Here is a 19,517-nt window from a genome sequence, read left to right as displayed (position 1 = left end):
GTCAGGACGAACGGGGTTTGGGAAAGGTAGCCATACCAATGAACACCATCGCATTCGACATCGACGCCGACGGCATCGCCATTCTGACGATCGACGTCCCCGGCCAGTCGATGAACGTCATCGGCCCGGACTTCCTGGCCGATCTGGACGCCGCGATCACGCGCATCGCGTCCGAAGAGGGCATCAAGGGCGCCGTCATCGCGTCTGGCAAGGATAGCGGCTTCATGGCCGGCATGGACCTGAAATTTTTCGGGGCGATGCTGGCGAAGGCGGGGGATGCCCCCGCCCCGGCGGCGCTGTACGACGATCTGTTCGTGCTGAACGCGCTGTTCCGTCGCCTGGAAACCAGCGGCAAGCCGATCGCCTGCGCCATCGAAGGCACCTGCGTCGGCGGCGGGTTCGAACTGGCGCTGGCCTGCCATCGCCGCTTCGTGGGCGACAGCCCCAGGACCCAGATGGGCCTGCCCGAAATCCTGATCGGCCTGTTCCCCGGCGGCGGCGGGTCGCAGCGCCTGCCGCGCATCATGGGCGTGCAGGCCGCGTTGATGTATATGTTGCAAGGCAAGCTGTTCCGCCCGGCCGAGGCCGCGATGCTGAAGGTTGTGGACGCGGTCGTGCCGCAGGGCACGGCGGTTCAGGCCGCGCGGGATTGGGTGCAGGCGAACCCGACCGCCGGTACCCAGCCCTGGGACGTCAAGGGCTTCAAGGTGCCCGGTGGCGCGGGCGGCTTCAATCCCGCCTTCGTCCAGACCATGGCGGGCGCGCTGCCGATGACGCTGAAGCAGACCCAGCGCAACATGCACGCGCCGATCGCCTTGCTGTCGGCGGTCTATGAAGGCATCACCCTGCCGATGGACCGGGCGATCCAGATCGAGAGCAAATATTTCGCCAAGGTCGCCGCCGACCGCCAGGCGAGCAACATGATCCGCACCCTGTTCGTCAACAAACAGGCCGCCGAGCGCGGCGCGCGGCGCCCCAAGGGCGAGGCCAAGGCGCCGACGAAGAAGCTCGCCATGCTGGGCGCCGGCATGATGGGCGCGGGCATCGCCACCGTCGCCGCACAGGCGGGGATAGAGGTCGTGCTGTTCGATCGCGACCTGGCCTATGCGCAAAAGGGCAAGGCGCATGTCGAGGAAGTGCTGAAGAAGCGGCTGGGCAAGGGCATGACGCCGGAAAAGCTGGAGCAGACTCTCGCGCGCGTCACGCCGACCACCGATTATGCCGACCTGGCCGGCGCGGATTTCGTCATCGAGGCCGTGTTCGAGGATGTCACGATCAAGGCGGACGTCACCAAACAGGTCGAAGCCGTGCTGGGCGCGGACACCATCTTCGGGTCCAACACCTCTACCCTGCCGATCACGAAACTGGCGCAGGCGTGGACGAAACCGGAGAATTTCATCGGCGTCCATTTCTTCTCGCCAGTCGAGAAGATGCCGCTCGTCGAGATCATCCTGGGCGAAAAGACCGGCCCCGCCGCGATCGCCAAGGCGCTGGATTTCGTCAGCCAGATCAAGAAGACCCCGATCGTCGTCCATGACAGCCGCGGCTTCTACACCTCGCGCAGCTTCGGCACCTATGTGCAGGAAGGCGCGGAACTGGTCGGCGAGGGCGTCAATCCGGCGCTGATCGAAAATGCCGGCAAACAACTGGGGATGCCCACTGGCCCGCTGGCCGTCAGCGACGAGGTGTCGATCGAACTGGGCTGGAAGATCATGAGCGCCGCGAAGAAGGAACTGGGCGACGCCTATGTCCCGCAGGAGTCGGACGAGATCATGGTGCAGATGGTCGAGGCCGGCCGCCTGGGCCGCAAGAATGGCAAGGGCTGGTACGACTATCCCGAAGGCGGCAAGAAGCATCTGTCGCCGGTGCTGGGCGAGATGTTTCCACGCGCGGCGCAGCAGCCCGATGTCGAGGCGGTGAAGGAACGGATGCTCTATCGCCAGTTGATCGAATGCGCCCGCTGTTTCGAGGAAGGCGTGCTGGAAACCCCCGAGGACGGCGATATCGGCGCGATCTTCGGCTGGGGCTTTGCACCCTATACCGGCGGACCGTTCAGCCATATGGACACGGTCGGCATCGCCCATGTCGTGGCCGTGCTGGACCGGCTGGCGGCGGAACATGGCCCGCGCTTCGCTCCGACGGCGCAGCTTCGCGAGATGGCGGCGAGCGGCGCGACTTTCTATCATCCGGCGCCGGCCAAGGCGGCGGCATGATCCGACTGTAAATCTTAACGACACTCGGCTAGGTCTCCCGGCAACAGGCTGGGAGACCTTTTTCTTATGAGCGATAAACCCACGATATTGGTCACGGGCGGCGCGGGCTATATCGGCAGCCATGCCGTACTGTCGCTCAAGGATGCTGGCTATGGCGTCGTCGTGATCGATAATCTGGTCACCGGCTTCGACTGGGCCGTGCCCGACGGCGTGCCGCTGGTGCGTGGCGACATTGCCGACCAGCCGCTGGTGGAAGCGGCGCTGCGCGACCATGACGTCAAGGCGATCATGCATTTCGCCGGGTCGGTCGTCGTGCCGGAATCGGTTGAGAATCCGCTGAAATATTATCACAATAACAGCGCCAAGACGCGCGACCTGATTGAAAGCGCGGTGCGGGTGGGCGTGCCGCATTTCATCTTCTCGTCCACCGCCGCCACCTATGGCACGCCGGACGTGGAGGCGGTGCGGGAGGATACGCCGCAACGGCCGATCAATCCCTATGGCATGTCCAAGCTGATGACCGAATATATGCTGCGCGACGTAGCGGCGGCGCATCCGATGAACTTCTGCGCGCTGCGCTATTTCAACGTCGCAGGCGCGGACCCGCAGGGACGCACGGGCCAGTCGACGGCGGGCGCCACCCATCTCATCAAGGTCGCGGTCGAGGCGGCGCTGGGCAAGCGGACAAGCGTCGCCGTCTTCGGCACCGATTTCGACACGCCGGACGGAACGGGTGTGCGCGACTATATCCATGTCAGCGACCTGGCCGCCGCCCATCTGCTGGCGCTGGAAGCGCTGATCGCCGAGCCGGAGCGCAACCATCTGCTCAATTGCGGCTATGGCCGTGGCTTTTCGGTGCTGGAGGTGCTGGACGCGGTCGATCGCGCGACCAACATGCCCGTCCAGCGCGTCATGGCCGGCCGCCGGGCGGGCGACCCGGGCAAGCTGATTTCGGACAATGGCGCCATTCTCAAGACCTTCCCCTGGACGCCGCGCCATGCCGATCTGGACCAGATCGTCGCCCATGCTCTGGCGTGGGAGCGCAAACTGGGTGAGCGCGCATGAGCGAGGCGAGCGTCCGCGCCTTCTTCGCGGAACGGGCGCCCGACGTGGCGATCATCGACCAGGGCGTCAGCACCGCGACCGTGATAGAGGCCGCCGCGGCGCTGGGCGTCGAACCGGCGCGGATCGCCAAGACGCTGTCGCTGCGCGTCGGCGAGACGGTCGTGCTGGTCTGCGCGCGCGGGGACGCGCGGCTCAACAATGGCAAGGCGAAGGCGGCGCTGGGCGCCAAGCCCCGGATGCTGGGCGCGGAGGAGGTCGAGGCGATCACCGGCCATCCGGTCGGCGGGGTCTGCCCCTTCGGCCTCGCCTCTCCCCTGCCCGTCTATTGCGATATGTCGCTCAAGGATTTCGCCACCGTCTTTCCCGCGGCCGGATCGCGCACCACATCGGTCGAACTGACGCCCGATCGACTGGCCGACTTGACCGGAGCGCGGTGGATCGACATCTGCACGCTTCCGCAAGCAGCCGAGTGAAGCCCATGCCGACCGAACATCCTTTCGCCACCGGCGCGCAGGCCGCGGCCGATATCGCCGCGCGCATCGCCACGATCCTGTCCGATGCGATCGCGCAGCGCGGCGTCGCCAGCATCGCCCTGTCGGGCGGCCGTTCGCCCCGGCCGGTGCTCGAAGCGCTCGGCCAGGTCGATCTCGACTGGGATAAGGTCGTGGTGACGCTGGTCGACGAACGCTGGGTCGCGCCAGACAGCGCCGACAGCAACGAGAAGCTGGTGCGCGATGCGCTGCTCAAGGGCGCCGCGGCGCAGGCCCGCTTCGTGCCGATGAAAACGCAAGCCGCCGACGCCTATGCAGGGCAGGCCGCGGTCGAGGCGGCTTTCACCGGCCTGCCCTGGCCGCTGGACATCGTCCTGTTGGGCATGGGCGATGACGGGCATACGGCGTCGCTCTTTCCGCAAGGCAGGGAACTGGCCGAGGGGCTGTCGAGCCGGGCGCTGACGATCGCGGCGACGCCCCCGGTCGCCCCGCACCAGCGTATGTCGCTGACGGCGCACGGAATCATGCAGAGCCGCCATATCTTCCTGCAAATCAGCGGGGCCGGCAAGAAAGCGGTCTATGATCGCGCGCTGGCGAGCGGCGCCGTCGAGGAACTGCCGATCCGGCTGGCATTGTTGCAGGACAAGGTGCCGGTCGAGGTTTGGATCGCCGAAGTTTAATGCGAATCCATTCGGTTAATCTCTGACCTCATGCTTGGAAATCAGATAGCGCCACACGCCGACCGCATTGATGACCAGCAGCGCGACATTCTGCCAGCCTATTCCCTCGCTGTCCTTGTCGAGAAACCCCCAGCCGATCAGCGCGATCGATGAGGTGACGAACAGCACGAACGCCCATCCGGTTATGCGTCGTCCCAGATTGAGCGAGACGACCAGCGCGGCGATCGTCGCTGCCCCCGCGCCATAATATTGCAAAGCGGTGAGCAGCGTCATGGTCATGCCGGTCGAACGCCCCGGCTATCGACATGGTTGCGGCGCGGCTTTAGGCACGCCCCATGATCGCCGACATATCCCCCTTCCACGCCATCGCCATCAGTCGCGAAGCCCATGCGCTCGAAGCGGCGGGCCGGTCCATCCTGCATATGGAGTTCGGCCAGCCATCGACCGGCGCGCCTGCGGAGGCCATCGCCATGGCGCATCATGTGCTGGACACAGAAGCGATGGGCTATTGGGAAAGCATGCCACTTAAGGAGCGGATCGCGCGCCATTATGGCGAACGGCACGGCGTGGCCGTCGACCCCGAACAGATATTGCTGACCTGCGGCGCGTCGCCGGGGCTGGTGCTGGCGCTGACCTGCCTGTTCGCGCCCGGCGCGCGGGTTGCGACGGCGCGGCCGGGCTATGTCGCCTATCGCAATAATTTGAAGGCGCTCTATCTGGAGCCGGTCGAGGTCGCCTGCGGCCCGGCCGAACGTTATCAGATCAGCGCCGACGCGCTGGCTGCGATCGATCCGGCGCCGGACGGCCTGATCCTCGCCAGCCCGGCCAATCCCACCGGCACGATCATCCCGGCGGACGAACTTTCGCGAATCGCGGCGGTTTGTGCAGAGCGCGGCATCCGCATCATCTCGGACGAAATCTATCATGGGCTGAGCTTCGGCGAACCCGCCCGGTCGATGCTGGAGTTCGCGGCCGACGCGGTGATCGTGAACAGCTTCTCCAAATATTACAGCATGGCCGGCTGGCGGCTGGGCTGGATCCTGGTGCCGCCCGCGCTGATCGAGGCCGCGCGGGCGCGGATGGGCAATCTGTTCCTGACGCCGCCGGTGCTGGCCCAGCGCGCCGGGCTGACCGCGTTCGATTGCACCGCCGAACTGGAGGGCCATGTCGCCAGCTATCGCCGCAACCGGCAATTGCTGCTGGACGCCCTGCCCGCGCTGGGCCTGGCCAGCATCGCGCCGCCCGACGGTGCCTTCTACATCTATGCCGATATCAGCCATCTGACCAATGACAGTCTGCGCTTCTGCCAGAAGCTGCTGCGCGAAACCGGCGTGGCGACCGCGCCGGGGATCGATTTCGATCCCGTCGACGGCCATCGCTTCATCCGCTTCAGCTTCGCGGTGTCCACCGACCGGGTCGAGGATGCGATCGCGCGGATGGTGCCGTGGTTCCAGGCGCAGGGCGAGAGGTAGCGCCGCCGCTTGGCTGATTTGGGTGGATTGGCGACAGTCCGGTTTCGGTTGCGCGTGGCCGATAATCAGACAATTATGCGAGGAAATGAAGGGGAGAGCGATGCTCGAAGGGCGAGATTGGTACGCTGTGGGTGGAGCGACGGCAGAGGAGTTAAGTAAGCTACGGACCGTCGCGCCGGACAATCTGCCCTCACGGTATCTCGATCTGCTCGCCTTTAGTAATGGCGGCGAGGGTCCGCTGGCGGTTCAGCCTTACAACCTCTGCTTGGACCCCGCGATGACAGTCGCGGAGACTATCAGCAGCGAGAATAATGGCCAAGCGGATCTACACGGCTTCCTCATCTTCGGCAGCAATGGCGGCGGAGAGTATCTCGCATTTGACACCCGCGAAGAAGCGCCGTGGCCCGTCGTTGTGATCGATATGGTAGCGGGCGGAGATAGCGCCGCGATTATCGCACCTGACTTCGATGTGTTCTATGACCGGATAGGGATCGAGGTGAAGGCGATCTGAACGGCCGAAAATGGTCGCTTGCAGTCCTCCCCAATCCCTATCGGCACCGCAGGATCAGCGCGCCGTCCGCTTGTACTGGCGCACCAGCCACAGGCCAGTCAGGACGGCGACCGTCAGCAGGCGCGGCGGGAGTTTTTCGAGCGCATGGGGCACGCTCCAGAACAGCGCGTCGCCCACGCTGATGACGATCAGGACAGCCAGGCCGAACAGCAAGGGCGGCAGGATGTGGCGAACCTTCATGCAACGGCCATAGCATGGCCGCGCACAGCCCGCGATAGTCGGGTCGGTTATGGCAGGACAGCCAGTGGTGCGGGCGGTCGGAATCGAACCGACACTCCTTGCGGAACCGGATTTTGAGTCCGGCGCGTCTACCAGTTTCACCACGCCCGCACGGCTGGTGTCGGCCAGATGACAAAATCCGGCGCGGGCGTCCAGCCGAAAATCGGGCAGAGGCGCAAAAGTCGCTCCATCCCGGTTGACAGCGCCACCCGACACGCCCACATGCCGCGCTTAAATGTAACGTTATATCATAATAGGATTGAACATGACCTCTTGCGACGACCCGCGAAAAATCGGGCTATCCGCGCCGAAGCGGACGGGCTGGCTCGATGGCTTCGCGCTTTGCGCCTCGTCGCTCTGCACGCTCCATTGCCTGGGCCTGCCACTGCTGTTCGCACTGCTCCCCGCCCTTGCCAGCCGGATCGATCCGGGCGAATCCTTCCACCTCGTCATGCTGGTCCTGGCGGTCCCGACCAGCCTGTTCGCGCTGGCGCAGGGCTGGCGGCGGCACCGCGCGCCCGGCCTGATGCTGCCGGGCGTCGCCGGGCTGGGGCTGATGGCGATCGGGGCGCTGGCGGCGGAAGGCGCGATGGCGGAAGCGGCCTGGACGGTGGCGGGCAGCGCGTTGCTGGCGGGCGCGCACATCCTCAACTGGCGGCGCGGGCGCGGTCAGTTGCGCGCCTGATCCTCGCGCCGGGGCGGCACGAAGCTGAGCTGCGCCAGCCGCCACAGCCGCTCCTCCTCGGCCGGCCAGTGTTCGGCATGGTCGAGAGGCGCCTGCGGCCCGGCATGGCCATGGATTTCGGCGCGGATCAGCCGGCCAGTCTCGCGCAGCCGCACGGTCGCGCCGGGATAGCGCGCCGCCAGCCGCTGGCCCAACGCCTGCGCATCGGGCGACAGGTCCGGGCTGGACAGGGCGCGCGGTGCGCCGTCGATCAGTTCGGCGGTCGAAGAACGCAGCGCCTTCACCCCGTCGCTGATGATGTCGAGCGAGATGATCGCCGCCGCGACCGAATCGGCCCACCACCAGCCCAGCCCCAGGCCGATGATCCCGGCCAGCCCCGCCGCGCCGGTCAGCCAGTTGGCCTTGTTCATCAACGCGTCGGTGTGCAGCAGCTTATCGGACAGTTTTTCCGCCAGCGGCAATTCCCTGCGGCCGATGATGAGCGGCGGGATCAGCGAATAGACCTGCGCGCCCAGCATCAGCCAACCGAGCCAGATGTCGCGGCCGAAGACATGGACCGACGCGACCGTGGCATGTTCGGCGCGCGCCAGCGTCATCACCGAATCCCACAACAGCAACGCCCCGGTCGCCGCCAGCGCCACCGCGGCGAGGAAGAAGCCGAGGCCATTGACCCGTTCGAAGCCGAAGGGGAAGCGGGCCGAACGGTGGCCTTGCCGTTCCATCCGCGCGGCGATCAGGAAGGCGATCGGCGGGACGAGGCCCAGCGTATCCTCGATCCAGGCGGTCTTCATCGTCTGGCTCTGGCCCATGGTCAGGCCCATCACGGCGACGATGGTGACGGTCCAGAAGATGTTCCAATATTCCAGCCGCTCCGCCTGGCGCAGCGTCTTTATGATCTCGTCGGGCAGGTCGTCGGCGCTGGTCATTGCCCGGCACCCGGATCGGCTACGGCGCGGGCGGCGCTTTCCACCGTCATGATCCAGCGATTTTCGCCGTTGCGCATTGCGGCGTAATAATCGAGGCGCTTGTCCTTTCGGCCCTGCGTCGCGATCGGCGGGCTGAGCGATATACGGGTCATCCACGGGCTTTCCGGATCGAGGGGCGTGAGGACGAGATCGACGTCGCCGCGCTCCAGCGCCTGGAACAAAGGCTCGGTCGCGCCGGGGCGGATCGCGGCCCGCGCCCCGGTCTGGCGCGACAGACGATCGAGCAGGCGGGCGGAGGCGGCACGGCCGAAATCGCCATCGCCCAGCACCAGCCCGACCCGCATCACACCGTGACGGCGGATCGCCTCGCTGCTGCCGGCCGGATCGCGCGGGAGCGCGTCGCACGCGACCAGCAGCATCATGCAGCAAAGGATCAGATTTTTCATTTCGATGGGAAAACGGTCGCCGAACCTGCCGGTTCCTCGATCCCGCCGCCTTATGCCTTTTCGCCGGGGAATGGATTGTCCTTGAGCAGTCCCGCCAGATGCGCCGCATTGCCCGCCACCATTTTCGCCGTCTTGGCGACCATCTCAGGCGTTTCCTTCAAATCCTTGAAGTCGACCGATCCCATCGCTTCGCCCACCCAATAGCAGGCGGCGACGGCGGGAATCGTCCAGCCGACATCGTTGAGCGACTGGAATATCTGCGCCGATGCGGCATGGGCGCCATCCTCATTGCCCACGATCGCCGCGACGGCGACCTTGCCATAGCTGGGCATCCGTCCCAGCTCGTCGGTTTCGGAGAGGAAGGCGTCCATCCGCTCCAGCGCCCGCTTGGCGACGCTGCCCGCCTGCCCCATCCAGATCGGCGTGCCGAGGATGAGGATGTCGGCGGCCAATATCTTCTCGCGGATGGCGGGCCAGTCGTCGCCCTCCCCCTCATCGGATGTCACGCCGGCGAGCACATTGTGGGAGGCGACCCGGATCGTATCGGCCACCTCCACATCCAGCGCCGCAAATTCTTTCGCCAGCACCGCGATCATCGCGTCCGTCGAACTGGGCTGTCCGGTGTCGCGCTTCAACGTGCAGTTGAGCGGCTGGACCTTGAGCATATGTCTCTCCTTTTTTGCGGAAGCAAAGTTCGCTTCAAGCGTTGGGAGAGACCCTATGTTCCACCGTGGGCGGGCCATTCTGCGACAGGATGTTGCAGCGCATCGACTTGATCGATAGCCTTCTTGCGTAACGATCCGCGGCCGCTATAAGGGCGCCTTCGTGCAGACATAGACAATCTTCAAACGGAGAAGGACCATCCTTTGACCGAGCCGTCTGCTACGTTCCTGTTATTTGGCGCCACGGGTGACCTGGCCCGCCGGATGATCTTTCCATCGCTCTATAATCTTCTGTCGGACGGTTTGCTGCCCGACGACTTCCTGATCGTGGCCTCCGGCCGGTCGGCAATGGACGACGACGCCTTCCGCCAGGAAGTCGATGCCGCGCTGCACCAGTTCCTGCCCGCCGACCGCTATGATGCGGACCTCGCGGCGCGGTTCGGCACGCTGATCGGCTATCAGCCGGTCGATGCGGGCAATGCCGACCAGTTTGCGGCGCTCGCCCGGCGAATCGACGGACGGCTGGAACGCGGCCTGTCCGTCTATCTGTCCACCCCGCCATCCCTGTTCGCGCCGACCGCGCAGGGCCTGGCGGATGCCGGCCTCATCACGCCCCACACCCGGATCGCGATGGAAAAGCCGATCGGCAAGGACCTGGCCTCCTCCAAAATCGTCAATGACGGGATCGGCGCGCTGTTCGCCGAAGAACAGATTTTCCGCGTCGACCATTATCTGGGCAAGGAAACCGTCCAGAACCTGCTGGCGCTGCGCTTCGGCAACGTCATGTTCGAACCCTTGTGGAACACCACGGCGATCGATCATGTGCAGATCACCGTGGGCGAGACGGTCGGGCTGGAAGGCCGCGTCTCCTATTATGACGGGGTCGGCGCGCTGCGCGACATGGTGCAGAATCACATGCTCCAGATTCTGTCGATCATCGCAATGGAGCCGCCCGCGCGGATGGACCCGACCGCGGTGCGCGACGAAAAGGTGAAGGCGTTGCGGTCGCTGCGGCCGATGACCGCCGAAACGGTCAAGAATCTGAGCGTGCGCGGCCAATATACGCCGGGCGCGGTCGGCGGGCAGATCGTCACCGGCTATGCCGACGAACTGGGCCAGCCGTCCGACACCGAAACCTTCGTGGCGCTCAAGGCCTATATCGACAACTGGCGCTGGCAGGGCGTGCCCTTCTACCTGCGCACCGGGAAACGAATGCCCGCGCGCCAGTCCGAAATCGTGATCCAGTTCAAGCCGGTGCGCCACAGCATCTTCGGCCGCGACGGACAGCATGGCGCCGGCGGCACGGGCCTGGAGCCGAACACATTGGTCATCCGGTTGCAGCCGGAAGAATATATCCGCCTGCAGATCATGACCAAGCGGCCGGGGCTGGAGCGCCAGGTGCAGCTTGAGGAGGTGACGCTGGACGTGTCGCTGACTGCCGCCTTCGCCGGGCAGCGGCGCCGCATCGCCTATGAACGACTGATCCTGGACCTGCTGGCCGGCGACCAGACCCTGTTCGTGCGCCGCGACGAGGTGGAGGCCCAGTGGACATGGATCGATTCGATCATCGACGGGTGGAAGGAGGCCAATGTGAAGCCCGCCGCCTATTCTTCGGGGAACTGGGGTCCGTCTGCGGCCATTGCCCTTATCGAACGTGACGGAGCCAGCTGGCATGACTGACCTACATCCCGTAATCGCCAAGGTGACGGAGCGCATCGTCCAGCGCAGCGCCGCGTCGCGCCTCAAATATCTCGACCTGATCGAGCGCGGACGCGACGCGGGCACCAATCGCGATCAACTGTCCTGCGGCAACCTCGCCCATGGCTTTGCCGCGAGCGGCGAGGACAAGGCCGTGATCCGCACCGGCCGGGCGATGAACATCGGCATCGTGACGTCGTATAACGACATGCTCTCGGCGCATCAGCCCTATGGCCGCTACCCTGAGCAGATCAAGATCGCGGCGCGCGAAGTCGGCGCTACGGCGCAGGTGGCGGGCGGCGTGCCGGCGATGTGCGACGGCGTGACGCAGGGGCAGGCAGGCATGGACCTGTCGCTGTTCAGCCGCGACACCATTGCGCTGTCGACCGCCGTGTCGCTCAGCCATGCAATGTTCGAAGGCACGCTGCTGCTGGGCATATGCGACAAGATCGTGCCCGGCCTGCTGATCGGCGCGCTGCGTTTCGGGCATCTGCCCACGATCCTGATCCCGGCGGGACCGATGCCCTCGGGCCTGGCCAACAAGGAAAAGGTCCGCATCCGCCAGCTCTACGCCGAAGGCAAGGTCGGCAGGGACGAGCTGCTCGAATCCGAAAGCGCCTCCTATCATGGCGCGGGCACCTGCACCTTCTATGGCACCGCCAACAGCAATCAGATGATGATGGAGATGATGGGCCTGCACATGCCCGGCTCCGCCTTCGTCAATCCGGGCACGAAGCTTCGCAGCGAACTGACCCGCGCGGCGACGCACAGGATCGCTGACATTGGGTGGGCCAAAGACGGGCAGCCAAATGATGACTATCGCCCGCTCGGCCATTGCGTCGATGAAAAGGCGATCGTCAACGCGATCATCGGCCTGATGGCGACGGGCGGCTCCACCAACCATGCGATCCATGTGCCGGCGATCGCGCGGGCGGCGGGCATCCATGTCGACTGGACCGATTTCGCCGAGATTTCCGACGTGGTGCCGCTGCTGGCGCGGGTCTATCCCAATGGTTCGGGCGATGTGAACCATTTCCACGCCGCGGGCGGCATGGCCTATATCATCCGCGAATTGCTGGAAAATGGCCTGCTGCATCGCGACATCCTGACGGTCGCGCGGGCGGACCTGACCGACTATGGCAAGGAACCCGTGCTGGAGGATGAAGCGCTGCAATGGCGCGATGTGCCAGCGTCGCGCGACGAGGCGATGCTGCGCCCGGTGTCCAATCCATTCAGCGCCGATGGCGGGATGCGCCTGCTGGCCGGCAATCTGGGCCGTTGCGTCATGAAGGTCAGCGCCGTGGATCCGGTCCGCTGGACGATCGAGGCGCCCGCCGCCGTGTTCCAGGACCAGGACGATGTGCTGCGCGCCTTCAAGGCGGGCGAACTGGAGCGCGACGTCGTGGTCGTCGTCCGCTTCCAGGGGCCAAAGGCCAACGGGATGCCCGAACTGCACAAGCTGACCCCGGCGCTGGGCGTATTACAGGATCGCGGGTTCAAGGTCGCATTGCTGACTGACGGGCGCATGTCCGGCGCCTCCGGCAAGGTGCCTGCCGCCATCCACCTGTCACCCGAAGCCTTGGGCGGCGGTCCGATCGGCAAGCTGCGCGACGGCGATCTGGTGCGGGTCTGCGCGCAGACCGGCGCGGTCGATGCGCTGGTCGATGCGGCAACATGGGAAGCGCGGGACATTCCTCCCGCCCCGCCCCCGCCCTACGACACCGGCCGCGAACTGTTCGCCCTGTTCCGCCATCACAGCGACCTCGCCGAACAGGGCGCGTCGCCGATCCTGGCGGCGATGGAAAGCGAGATTTGATTTAGACCCGTTCGGCCCCTCGACTTACTCGGGAGAGCCTGTCGAAGCCCTTCTCTTCTCCCAAGAAGAGTTGCCCTTCGACAAGCTCAGGGCGAACGGATGGAGAGTGACATGACCGACATCATAGCCGCCGACATCGGCGGAACCAACGCCCGTTTCGCTCGCGCGTCGCTGGACGCCAAAGGCGTGCCGACGCTTGGCACCGTGCGCAAATATAAGGTCGCCGACTATCCCAGCCTGCAAAGCTGCTGGGCGGCGTTCGCCGAAGACGAGCAGAAGGCAGGCGATGGCGACCTGCCCCGCGCCGCCTCGATCGCCTTCGCCACCGCCATCGGGCGGGACGTCATCAAGCTGACCAACAGCAATTGGGTGATCCGCGCCGATACGCTGGCCGACGACATCGGCGTCGATACCGTCCGCCTCGTCAATGATTTCGAGGCGGTGGGTCATGCCGTGTCGCGCCTGCCGGCCGAGAATCTGCCGCTGCTGTTCGGCGAGGATCGTCCCTTCCCCACCGATGGCGGGGTCACCATCCTTGGCCCCGGCACCGGCCTGGGCGTTGCCATGATCGCCTATGACCAGGGTCGCCCCCATGTCATCGCGACCGAGGGCGGCCATCTCGACTTCGCCCCGCTCGACCCTATCGAGGAGAAAATCCTCTCCTATCTGCGCGACAAGTTCCTGCGCGTATCGACCGAGCGGATCGTGTCGGGGCCGGGCCTCAACTATATCTACAAGGCATTGGCGACGATCGGCCATGACCGGGTCGTACTGATGGAAGACCCCGAACTGTGGCAGGCGGCGCTGGACGGAAGCGACGAATTCGCCCGCCGCGCGCTCGACCGCTTCTGCCTCTGCTACGGATCGGTCGCCGGCGACCTCGCGCTGGCCCATGGCCCGCACAGCGTCGTGCTGGCCGGCGGCCTGACCCAGCGGATGGGCGACTTCCTGCAACAGAGCGGGTTCCACACCCGCTTCAAGGCCAAGGGCCGGTTCGAAAGCCTGATGGCTGGCGTGCCGATCCGCCTGGCCGTCCATGATGAAATCGGCCTGTTCGGGGCCGCCGCAGCCTTTCGGGAGATATGAGAATGAGCAAGCTGACCGTCGAACAGGTGATGGAACTGGCCCCGGTGATCCCGGTGCTGGTGGTCGATCGGGTCGAAGACGCGCTGCCGATCGCGCGCGCGCTGGTGGCGGGCGGCCTGCCCGCGCTGGAAGTGACGCTGCGCACCCCCGCCGCGCTCGACGTGATCCGCGAAATGGCGCAGGTCGAGGGCGCGGTGGTCGGCGCGGGCACCGTGCTGAACCCGGCCCAGCTCGACGCCGCGATGGAGGCCGGCGCGCGCTTCATCGTTAGCCCCGGCCTCACCAAGCCATTGGGCAAGGCCGCGATCGCGGCGAAAATCCCCTTCCTGCCCGGCACAGCCACGGCGGGCGACATCATGCGCGGCATGGACATGGGTCTGACCCATTTCAAATTCTTCCCCGCCGAAACATCGGGCGGACTGCCGGCATTGAAGGCCCTGGCCGCGCCGCTGCACACAGCCCGCTTCTGCCCGACCGGCGGCATCACGGCGCAAAGCGCGCCCGAATGGCTCGCCCAACCCTTCATTACATGCGTCGGCGGTAGCTGGGTCGTGCCCAAGGGAGCGGTGGACGCAGCGAAGATCGAGGCGCTGGCGCGCGAAGCCGCGGCCTTGCCCCGGTAACGACGTCGCGCCGAGGCCATTGCGCCTTATCGCGGCCCGCCCTAGATGCATGGCATGACACCGCGCCGCCTCCTCACCGCCCTGGCCCTGTTCCTGTCCGGTTGTGCGGGGGCGCCGCAAAGCTATCCGTCGCTCGCCAAGCGCCCGGTCGAAAGCGCCCCGGTAGCCAAGATCGCGCCACCGGTCGCATCTGTCCCGGCCGATGCGGCCCTTTCGGCCGAGATCACCACCTATGTGACGCAGGCGGACAAGGGCGCCGCCGCCTTCGACGCCGCCTATGCGCGCGCCGACAGGGCGGTCGGCGCGGCGAAGGGCGCAGGCGTGTCCAGCGATGCCTGGGTCGCGGCGCAGGTCGCGATCAGCGCACTCGAATCCGCGCGCAACGACAGCGTATCGGCGCTCGCCAGCCTCGATACCCTCTATGTCCAGCGCAGCAACGCCGTGGCCGACGGCAAGGCAACGGGCGGCCTGGAGGATGTCGACGCCGCCCGCAGCGCGGCGCTGGCGCTGGTCGACCAGCAGAATGATCGCATCGACATGATGAAGGCGCGCCTGCCGCAGCCGTAGAGCGGATGGTCTGAGAGCGACCATTTGCGGCCATCAACTGTCGTCATGCCAGCATAGGCTGGGATCTCACTTCTTTTAACGAAGCACTTGAAAGAAAAGAAAGATGTCGTTGAGAGTCACGCGCCTCTCAATGACCTTCGCTGGCATGACGGCGGAGGAAATGGATCTCCACAATCGCCCCAAATCAGCCCCCTACCCCCCCATCGCCCTGACCGCGCCCTTATGCGCCTTGGCGTTATGGACATAATGATCCACCCCTTCGCGCATGTCGATCAGCGCCGCGTCGGGCAGGTCGCGCATATATTTGGCCGGCCGCCCGGCCCATAATTGGCGATGCAGCACCGTCTTGCCGGGCGACAGCAGGGCGCCAGCCGCCAGCATAGCGTCGCTTTCGACCGTGCAGCCGCTCATCACGATCGCACCCAGCCCGACGAAGGCGCGATCCTGCAGCACGCAGCCATGGATCATCGCCATGTGGCCGATCAGCACATCGTCGCCGATGATCGCGGGCCAGCCGTCGGCCGGACGGCCATCGGCGCGGTCGCCGGGGCTGTCGCAATGGATGACCGTGCCGTCCTGCACATTGCTTCGCGCGCCGATCCGCACGCGGTTCACATCGCCGCGGATCACGCAATTATACCAGATGCTGGCGTCCTCGCCGATCTCGACATCGCCGATGATGCGGCATCCCGGCGCAATGAAGGCGCTGGGGTGGATCACCGGCGCCTTGCCGTTGAAGGGAATGATGCTGGCGCCCGGAAAATCAGGCGCGGGATAGTCGGTCGCGGCCATATGGCGTTCCTCTCATGGTCTGATCTTCAACACCGGCAGGATGCTGGCATGATCGTCGGTCCAGGCGGAAAAGCCCGGACGCGGTTCGATCAACTGCCATTTTTCGCGGCCGGACAAGGCCATCAAATGGTCCAGCCGCGCGGGATCGCGTGACAGGGCGATCCAGAGCGACGCCGCATAGTGTCGCCCGTCATCCCGCTTGTCCGGCACATAATGGCGCAATCGCGCATGCCACCCCGCCGCCGCCGCATCCCCGGCGACCACAGGCCGCAGGTCGAGATACCGGTTGGAGATATGAATGAGCAGCAGCCCGTTCCGCGCCAGCCGGCGGCCGTAAATGTCCATCGCCTCGCGTGTCAGCAGATGCATCGGAATGGAATCGGAGGAAAAGGCGTCGATCACCAGAAGGTCCGCGCCGCCCGCCTGCTGCCGCGCCAGCGTCATCCGCGCGTCGCCGATGACGATGTCGGCCTGCGGCTGGCAGCGGGACAGGAAGGTGAAGTCCGCCGGATCGCGGGCAATGGCGACCATCGCCGGATCGATCTCGTAGAAACGCCATGTTTGGCCGGGGCGCTTATAGCAGGCGAGCGTCCCGGCGCCGAGGCCGACCACATCGATCCGCGCCTGCGGTCCCAACAGGTCGGGCGCATGGCGCAGCGCCAGGCCCACGCCCGAATCCGGCGCATAATAGCTGGTCGGATCGCGTTCGCGGCCGGGTGTGAGGTTCTGGATGCCGTGCAGGGTGGTGCCGTGAAAGAGGATGCGTTCGCCCGCTCCCCCGTCGGCTCCCTTGTTCGTCACGCCATAGACGCCGAAATAGCTGCGCGTCAGCATCCCGCTGGCCGACTGGGACAATTTCTCCCAGCCGCTCAGGCACAGCATCAGATAGACCAGCATCGCCGCCGTCATGAAGCGCTGGCCCAGCGTCAGGATCGCCATTGCGATGATCGTGACGAAGCAGATCGACTTGACCAGCGGCGGTGTGGCGTCGCCCATCACCAATCCGCCGCCGACCATCGACAGGGCAAGACCAAGCAGCAGCATCAGCGCGGCCAGCCAGGTGCGGCGCCCCGCATCTTCCCACAGCAATTCGGGCAGGCGCAGCAGCGCTTCGCGCGCCGGCAGCAGCAAGGCCGCCGCGACCAGCAGGATCGGATATTCGTAAGTCCAGTCGAAGATCAGGGGGGCCAGCAGCGCGCAGAACAGTCCGCCCAGCATACCGCCAACCGACATCAGCAAATAGAAACGTGTCAGATGCACGGGCGCGGGGCGCAGGTTGTACATCCGCGCATGGAGCGCGGTCGCGGCGACGAACAGCACCGCCAGGATGCCGAGCGCGATGAAGACGGGAAAATGGATGCCGCCGGTAAAGGCGATGCACGCGCCGATCAGCAACACCAGCGGCGCGATCAGGATGCAGAGATCGGCCGCGCCGCGCCGCGCCGCGAAAGCGACCGAGAAGCTGAGCAGATAGAGGCCGAGCGGCAGCACCCAGAGCAGCGGCATCGCGACGATGTCGGTGGTGAGGTAGAGGCTGGTGGCCATCATCAGGCCCGACGGCACGGCGGCCAGCGCCAGCCAGTGCAGCATCCTGCGCCCGTCGGGCAGCGGCGCGTCGCTGGCCTCCGCGACGGCTGGCCCCGCACTGTCGAGAGGCAGGCGGCGCGCGCTGGCGTAGACAAGGAAGAAGAGCGCGCCATAGGATAGCGACCAGAGCAGGCTCTGCGCCTTCAATGTCAGCAGCGGCTCGACCAGCAGCGGATAGGCGATCAGCCCGGCGAAACTGCCGAGGTTGGACGCGGCATAGAGCGGATAGGGGTCCCCCCCGTCCGCCAATGCGAACCAGCGCTGGAGCAGAGGCGCCTGCGCGGCGACGACGAAGAAGAGCGGCCCGATCGACGCGCCCAGCAGCCATAGCACCCACAGCGCCGGCTCCATGTCCTGCGGCGGTTGCCAGCCCATCAGCCCGATCGGCAGGAAGATGGCGGCGACGAGGAAGAGGCCGAGATGAATCAGCGCCTGTCGCCGCGCCGGGAAACGCCCCAGCATATGGGCATAGGCATAGCCGCCGAGCAGCAATGCCTGATAGACCAGCATCGCCGAATTCCACACCGATGGCGCGCCACCCAGACGCGGCAGCGCCATGCGGGCGATCATCGGCTGGACCAGGAACAGCAGGAACGAGCCTGCGCAGATCGTCAGGACAAAGCGCGTGCGTGTTCCGATCATCCGTTTTCAACCCCCTTGACGACCTGTTTGCTCTTCATGGCGTAGCAAGTCGCTGCGGTTCAAGCGGAAGTTGCCCGATGCAGAGAGACTTGCCGGGCGATCATCATCGCGCGGGCTTGGGGTCAGCCATTCAGCAGGCGCGCCGCGTGGAGCGCATGATAGGTCAGCACGCCGCTGCACCCTGCCCGCTTGAACGCCATCAGCGTTTCCAGGATCAGTGCGTCGCGGTCGCCAGCGCCGGCGGCGGCGGCATGTTCGATCATCGCATATTCGCCCGACACCTGATAGGCGAAGACCGGCACGGCGAAACGGTCGCGCACCCGCGCGACGATGTCCAGATAGGGCAGGCCCGGCTTCACCATCACGCTGTCCGCCCCTTCGGCCAGGTCGAGCGCGACTTCGCGCAGCGCTTCTTCGCCATTGGCGGGGTCCATCTGGTAATTTTTCTTGTCGCCCTTCAGCAGTCCGCGCGATCCCACCGCGTCGCGGAACGGGCCGTAGAAGGCACTGGCATATTTGGCGGCATAGGCCATGATCTGGACATTGGGGTGGCCGCCCTGCTCCAGCGCTGCGCGGATCGCGCCGACGCGGCCGTCCATCATGTCGCTGGGCGCGATGATGTCCGCCCCCGCCGCCGCCTGGTTGAGCGACTGGCCGATCAATATGTCGATCGTGGCGTCATTCAGCACATAGCCGCTATCGTCCAGCAGCCCGTCCTGGCCATGGGCGGTATAGGGGTCGAGCGCGACGTCGGTCAGGATGCCGATATCGGGCACCGCATCCTTGATTGCGCGGATCGCCCGACACATGAGGTTGTCGGGATTGAGCGCTTCGGCCCCGTCGTCGCTGCGCCGGTCCGCCTGCGTATTGGGGAAGAGGGCGAGGCAGGGAATGCCGGCGTCGCGGGCGTCCTTCGCCCGTTCCACCATCAGGTCCACCGACCAGCGCGACACGCCGGGCAGCGCGGCGATCGGCTCTTCCACCCCGGCCCCTTCGGTGACGAACAGCGGCCAGAGGAAATCGCTGGGCGACAGGCGGTTCTCGGCGTGCATCGCCCGGCTCCAGGCCGAGGCGCGGGTGCGGCGCAGGCGCAGCGCCGGATAGGGTGCATAGGTCATGGCGCGGGTGTAGGCGGCGGACGCCGAGGGATCAAGCAGGGCACATCGTCCATGGCGACAGGAAGACTTTGCCGATCGCTTAGACCTTGGTCGAAGCGGCGGAGCCTGATCATTTTTCGTAAACCCTATTGGCGCAGGCTTTTGCCCAGCGACCCATA

20 protein-coding genes and 1 tRNA gene are annotated in these 19,517 nt (G+C 65.9%); 12 read left to right on the top strand and 9 right to left on the bottom strand.

What is annotated here, in order from left to right; all coding sequences use genetic code 11:
* Window positions 1-38 precede the first annotated feature (38 nt).
* From ABT375_RS18305 to pgl, 4 genes are all read left to right on the top strand, one after another.
* Window positions 39-2,213 carry a 3-hydroxyacyl-CoA dehydrogenase NAD-binding domain-containing protein gene (locus ABT375_RS18305; protein WP_416463576.1) on the top strand — a complete coding sequence of 725 codons (2,175 nt, stop codon included), beginning with the start codon at window positions 39-41 and terminating at the stop codon, window positions 2,211-2,213.
* A 66-nt stretch (window positions 2,214-2,279) separates the two neighbouring features.
* The gene (galE, locus tag ABT375_RS18300; RefSeq protein ID WP_416463575.1) at window positions 2,280-3,278 is read left to right on the top strand and encodes a UDP-glucose 4-epimerase GalE; all 999 of its coding nucleotides are present in this window, start codon (window positions 2,280-2,282) and stop codon (window positions 3,276-3,278) included.
* The gene (locus ABT375_RS18295) at window positions 3,275-3,751 is read left to right on the top strand and encodes a YbaK/EbsC family protein (protein ID WP_416463574.1); all 477 of its coding nucleotides are present in this window, start codon (window positions 3,275-3,277) and stop codon (window positions 3,749-3,751) included. Before galE ends, ABT375_RS18295 begins: the two co-directional genes overlap by 4 nt.
* A gap of 5 nt (window positions 3,752-3,756) precedes the next feature.
* Window positions 3,757-4,449, top strand: a complete 693-nt coding sequence (gene pgl / locus ABT375_RS18290) for a 6-phosphogluconolactonase (protein ID WP_416463573.1) — start codon at window positions 3,757-3,759, stop codon at window positions 4,447-4,449.
* Between the two features lie 15 nt (window positions 4,450-4,464).
* Here pgl and ABT375_RS18285 read toward each other — a convergent pair whose 3' ends face one another.
* A complete protein-coding gene (locus ABT375_RS18285) occupies window positions 4,465-4,728 on the bottom strand; it encodes a hypothetical protein (protein WP_224550003.1) in 264 nt (87 codons plus the stop codon).
* A gap of 56 nt (window positions 4,729-4,784) precedes the next feature.
* Between ABT375_RS18285 and ABT375_RS18280 the strand changes: the two genes are divergently transcribed.
* On the top strand, window positions 4,785-5,921 hold the full coding sequence (locus ABT375_RS18280; RefSeq protein ID WP_261935237.1) for a pyridoxal phosphate-dependent aminotransferase: 1,137 nt from the start codon (window positions 4,785-4,787) through the stop codon (window positions 5,919-5,921).
* Window positions 5,922-6,021: 100 nt separating this feature from the next.
* A complete protein-coding gene (locus tag ABT375_RS18275; protein ID WP_416463572.1) occupies window positions 6,022-6,432 on the top strand; it encodes an SMI1/KNR4 family protein in 411 nt (136 codons plus the stop codon).
* A 54-nt stretch (window positions 6,433-6,486) separates the two neighbouring features.
* On the opposite strand, the gene ABT375_RS18270 is transcribed toward ABT375_RS18275, so the two are convergent.
* The gene (locus ABT375_RS18270) at window positions 6,487-6,672 is read right to left on the bottom strand and encodes a hypothetical protein (protein WP_224550000.1); all 186 of its coding nucleotides are present in this window, start codon (window positions 6,670-6,672) and stop codon (window positions 6,487-6,489) included.
* Window positions 6,673-6,737: 65 nt separating this feature from the next.
* Window positions 6,738-6,822, bottom strand: a tRNA-Leu gene (locus ABT375_RS18265).
* Window positions 6,823-6,976: 154 nt separating this feature from the next.
* On the opposite strand from ABT375_RS18265, the gene ABT375_RS18260 reads away from it, so the two are divergent.
* Window positions 6,977-7,396, top strand: a complete 420-nt coding sequence (locus ABT375_RS18260) for a MerC domain-containing protein (RefSeq protein WP_224549999.1) — start codon at window positions 6,977-6,979, stop codon at window positions 7,394-7,396.
* On the opposite strand, the gene ABT375_RS18255 is transcribed toward ABT375_RS18260, so the two are convergent.
* The 3 genes from ABT375_RS18255 to ABT375_RS18245 all read right to left on the bottom strand — a co-directional run bounded on the left by ABT375_RS18255 (window position 7,381) and on the right by ABT375_RS18245 (window position 9,433).
* Window positions 7,381-8,322 carry a cation transporter gene (locus ABT375_RS18255; RefSeq protein ID WP_416463571.1) on the bottom strand — a complete coding sequence of 314 codons (942 nt, stop codon included), beginning with the start codon at window positions 8,320-8,322 and terminating at the stop codon, window positions 7,381-7,383. The genes ABT375_RS18260 and ABT375_RS18255 overlap by 16 nt on opposite strands.
* Window positions 8,319-8,744 carry a hypothetical protein gene (locus ABT375_RS18250; protein ID WP_416463570.1) on the bottom strand — a complete coding sequence of 142 codons (426 nt, stop codon included), beginning with the start codon at window positions 8,742-8,744 and terminating at the stop codon, window positions 8,319-8,321. Before ABT375_RS18250 ends, ABT375_RS18255 begins: the two co-directional genes overlap by 4 nt.
* Before the next feature lie 74 nt (window positions 8,745-8,818).
* Window positions 8,819-9,433 (bottom strand): flavodoxin family protein, encoded by a 615-nt coding sequence (locus tag ABT375_RS18245; protein ID WP_224549996.1) that lies wholly within the window; start codon window positions 9,431-9,433, stop codon window positions 8,819-8,821.
* Window positions 9,434-9,634: 201 nt separating this feature from the next.
* On the opposite strand from ABT375_RS18245, the gene zwf reads away from it, so the two are divergent.
* From zwf to ABT375_RS18220, 5 genes are all read left to right on the top strand, one after another.
* Window positions 9,635-11,110, top strand: a complete 1,476-nt coding sequence (zwf, locus tag ABT375_RS18240) for a glucose-6-phosphate dehydrogenase (protein WP_261935241.1) — start codon at window positions 9,635-9,637, stop codon at window positions 11,108-11,110.
* On the top strand, window positions 11,103-12,944 hold the full coding sequence (gene edd, locus ABT375_RS18235; RefSeq protein ID WP_416463569.1) for a phosphogluconate dehydratase: 1,842 nt from the start codon (window positions 11,103-11,105) through the stop codon (window positions 12,942-12,944). Before zwf ends, edd begins: the two co-directional genes overlap by 8 nt.
* 111 nt (window positions 12,945-13,055) lie before the next feature.
* Window positions 13,056-14,030: a glucokinase gene (gene glk, locus ABT375_RS18230; protein ID WP_224549993.1), complete on the top strand. Its 975-nt coding sequence runs from the start codon at window positions 13,056-13,058 to the stop codon at window positions 14,028-14,030.
* Between the two features lie 2 nt (window positions 14,031-14,032).
* Window positions 14,033-14,653 carry a bifunctional 4-hydroxy-2-oxoglutarate aldolase/2-dehydro-3-deoxy-phosphogluconate aldolase gene (eda, locus tag ABT375_RS18225; RefSeq protein WP_416463568.1) on the top strand — a complete coding sequence of 207 codons (621 nt, stop codon included), beginning with the start codon at window positions 14,033-14,035 and terminating at the stop codon, window positions 14,651-14,653.
* 54 nt (window positions 14,654-14,707) lie between these two features.
* Window positions 14,708-15,220, top strand: a complete 513-nt coding sequence (locus tag ABT375_RS18220; RefSeq protein WP_416463567.1) for a hypothetical protein — start codon at window positions 14,708-14,710, stop codon at window positions 15,218-15,220.
* A gap of 192 nt (window positions 15,221-15,412) precedes the next feature.
* Here the strand turns inward: ABT375_RS18220 and ABT375_RS18215 are convergent, their stop codons facing one another.
* From ABT375_RS18215 to hemB, 3 genes are all read right to left on the bottom strand, one after another.
* On the bottom strand, window positions 15,413-16,012 hold the full coding sequence (locus tag ABT375_RS18215) for a gamma carbonic anhydrase family protein (RefSeq protein ID WP_261935243.1): 600 nt from the start codon (window positions 16,010-16,012) through the stop codon (window positions 15,413-15,415).
* Window positions 16,013-16,024: 12 nt separating this feature from the next.
* The gene (locus ABT375_RS18210; RefSeq protein ID WP_416463566.1) at window positions 16,025-18,241 is read right to left on the bottom strand and encodes a spermidine synthase; all 2,217 of its coding nucleotides are present in this window, start codon (window positions 18,239-18,241) and stop codon (window positions 16,025-16,027) included.
* 122 nt (window positions 18,242-18,363) lie between these two features.
* Window positions 18,364-19,359, bottom strand: coding sequence for a porphobilinogen synthase (gene hemB, locus ABT375_RS18205; protein WP_416463565.1), 996 nt, complete (start codon window positions 19,357-19,359; stop codon window positions 18,364-18,366).
* Window positions 19,360-19,517: the final 158 nt, after the last annotated feature.

Origin of the sequence: Sphingomonas sp. VDB2 (genome assembly GCF_047946695.1) — a bacterium.
In the GTDB taxonomy this organism is placed as follows: Bacteria; Pseudomonadota; Alphaproteobacteria; order Sphingomonadales; family Sphingomonadaceae; genus Sphingobium; species Sphingobium bisphenolicum.
This window is presented reverse-complemented; position numbering and strand designations above follow the sequence as displayed.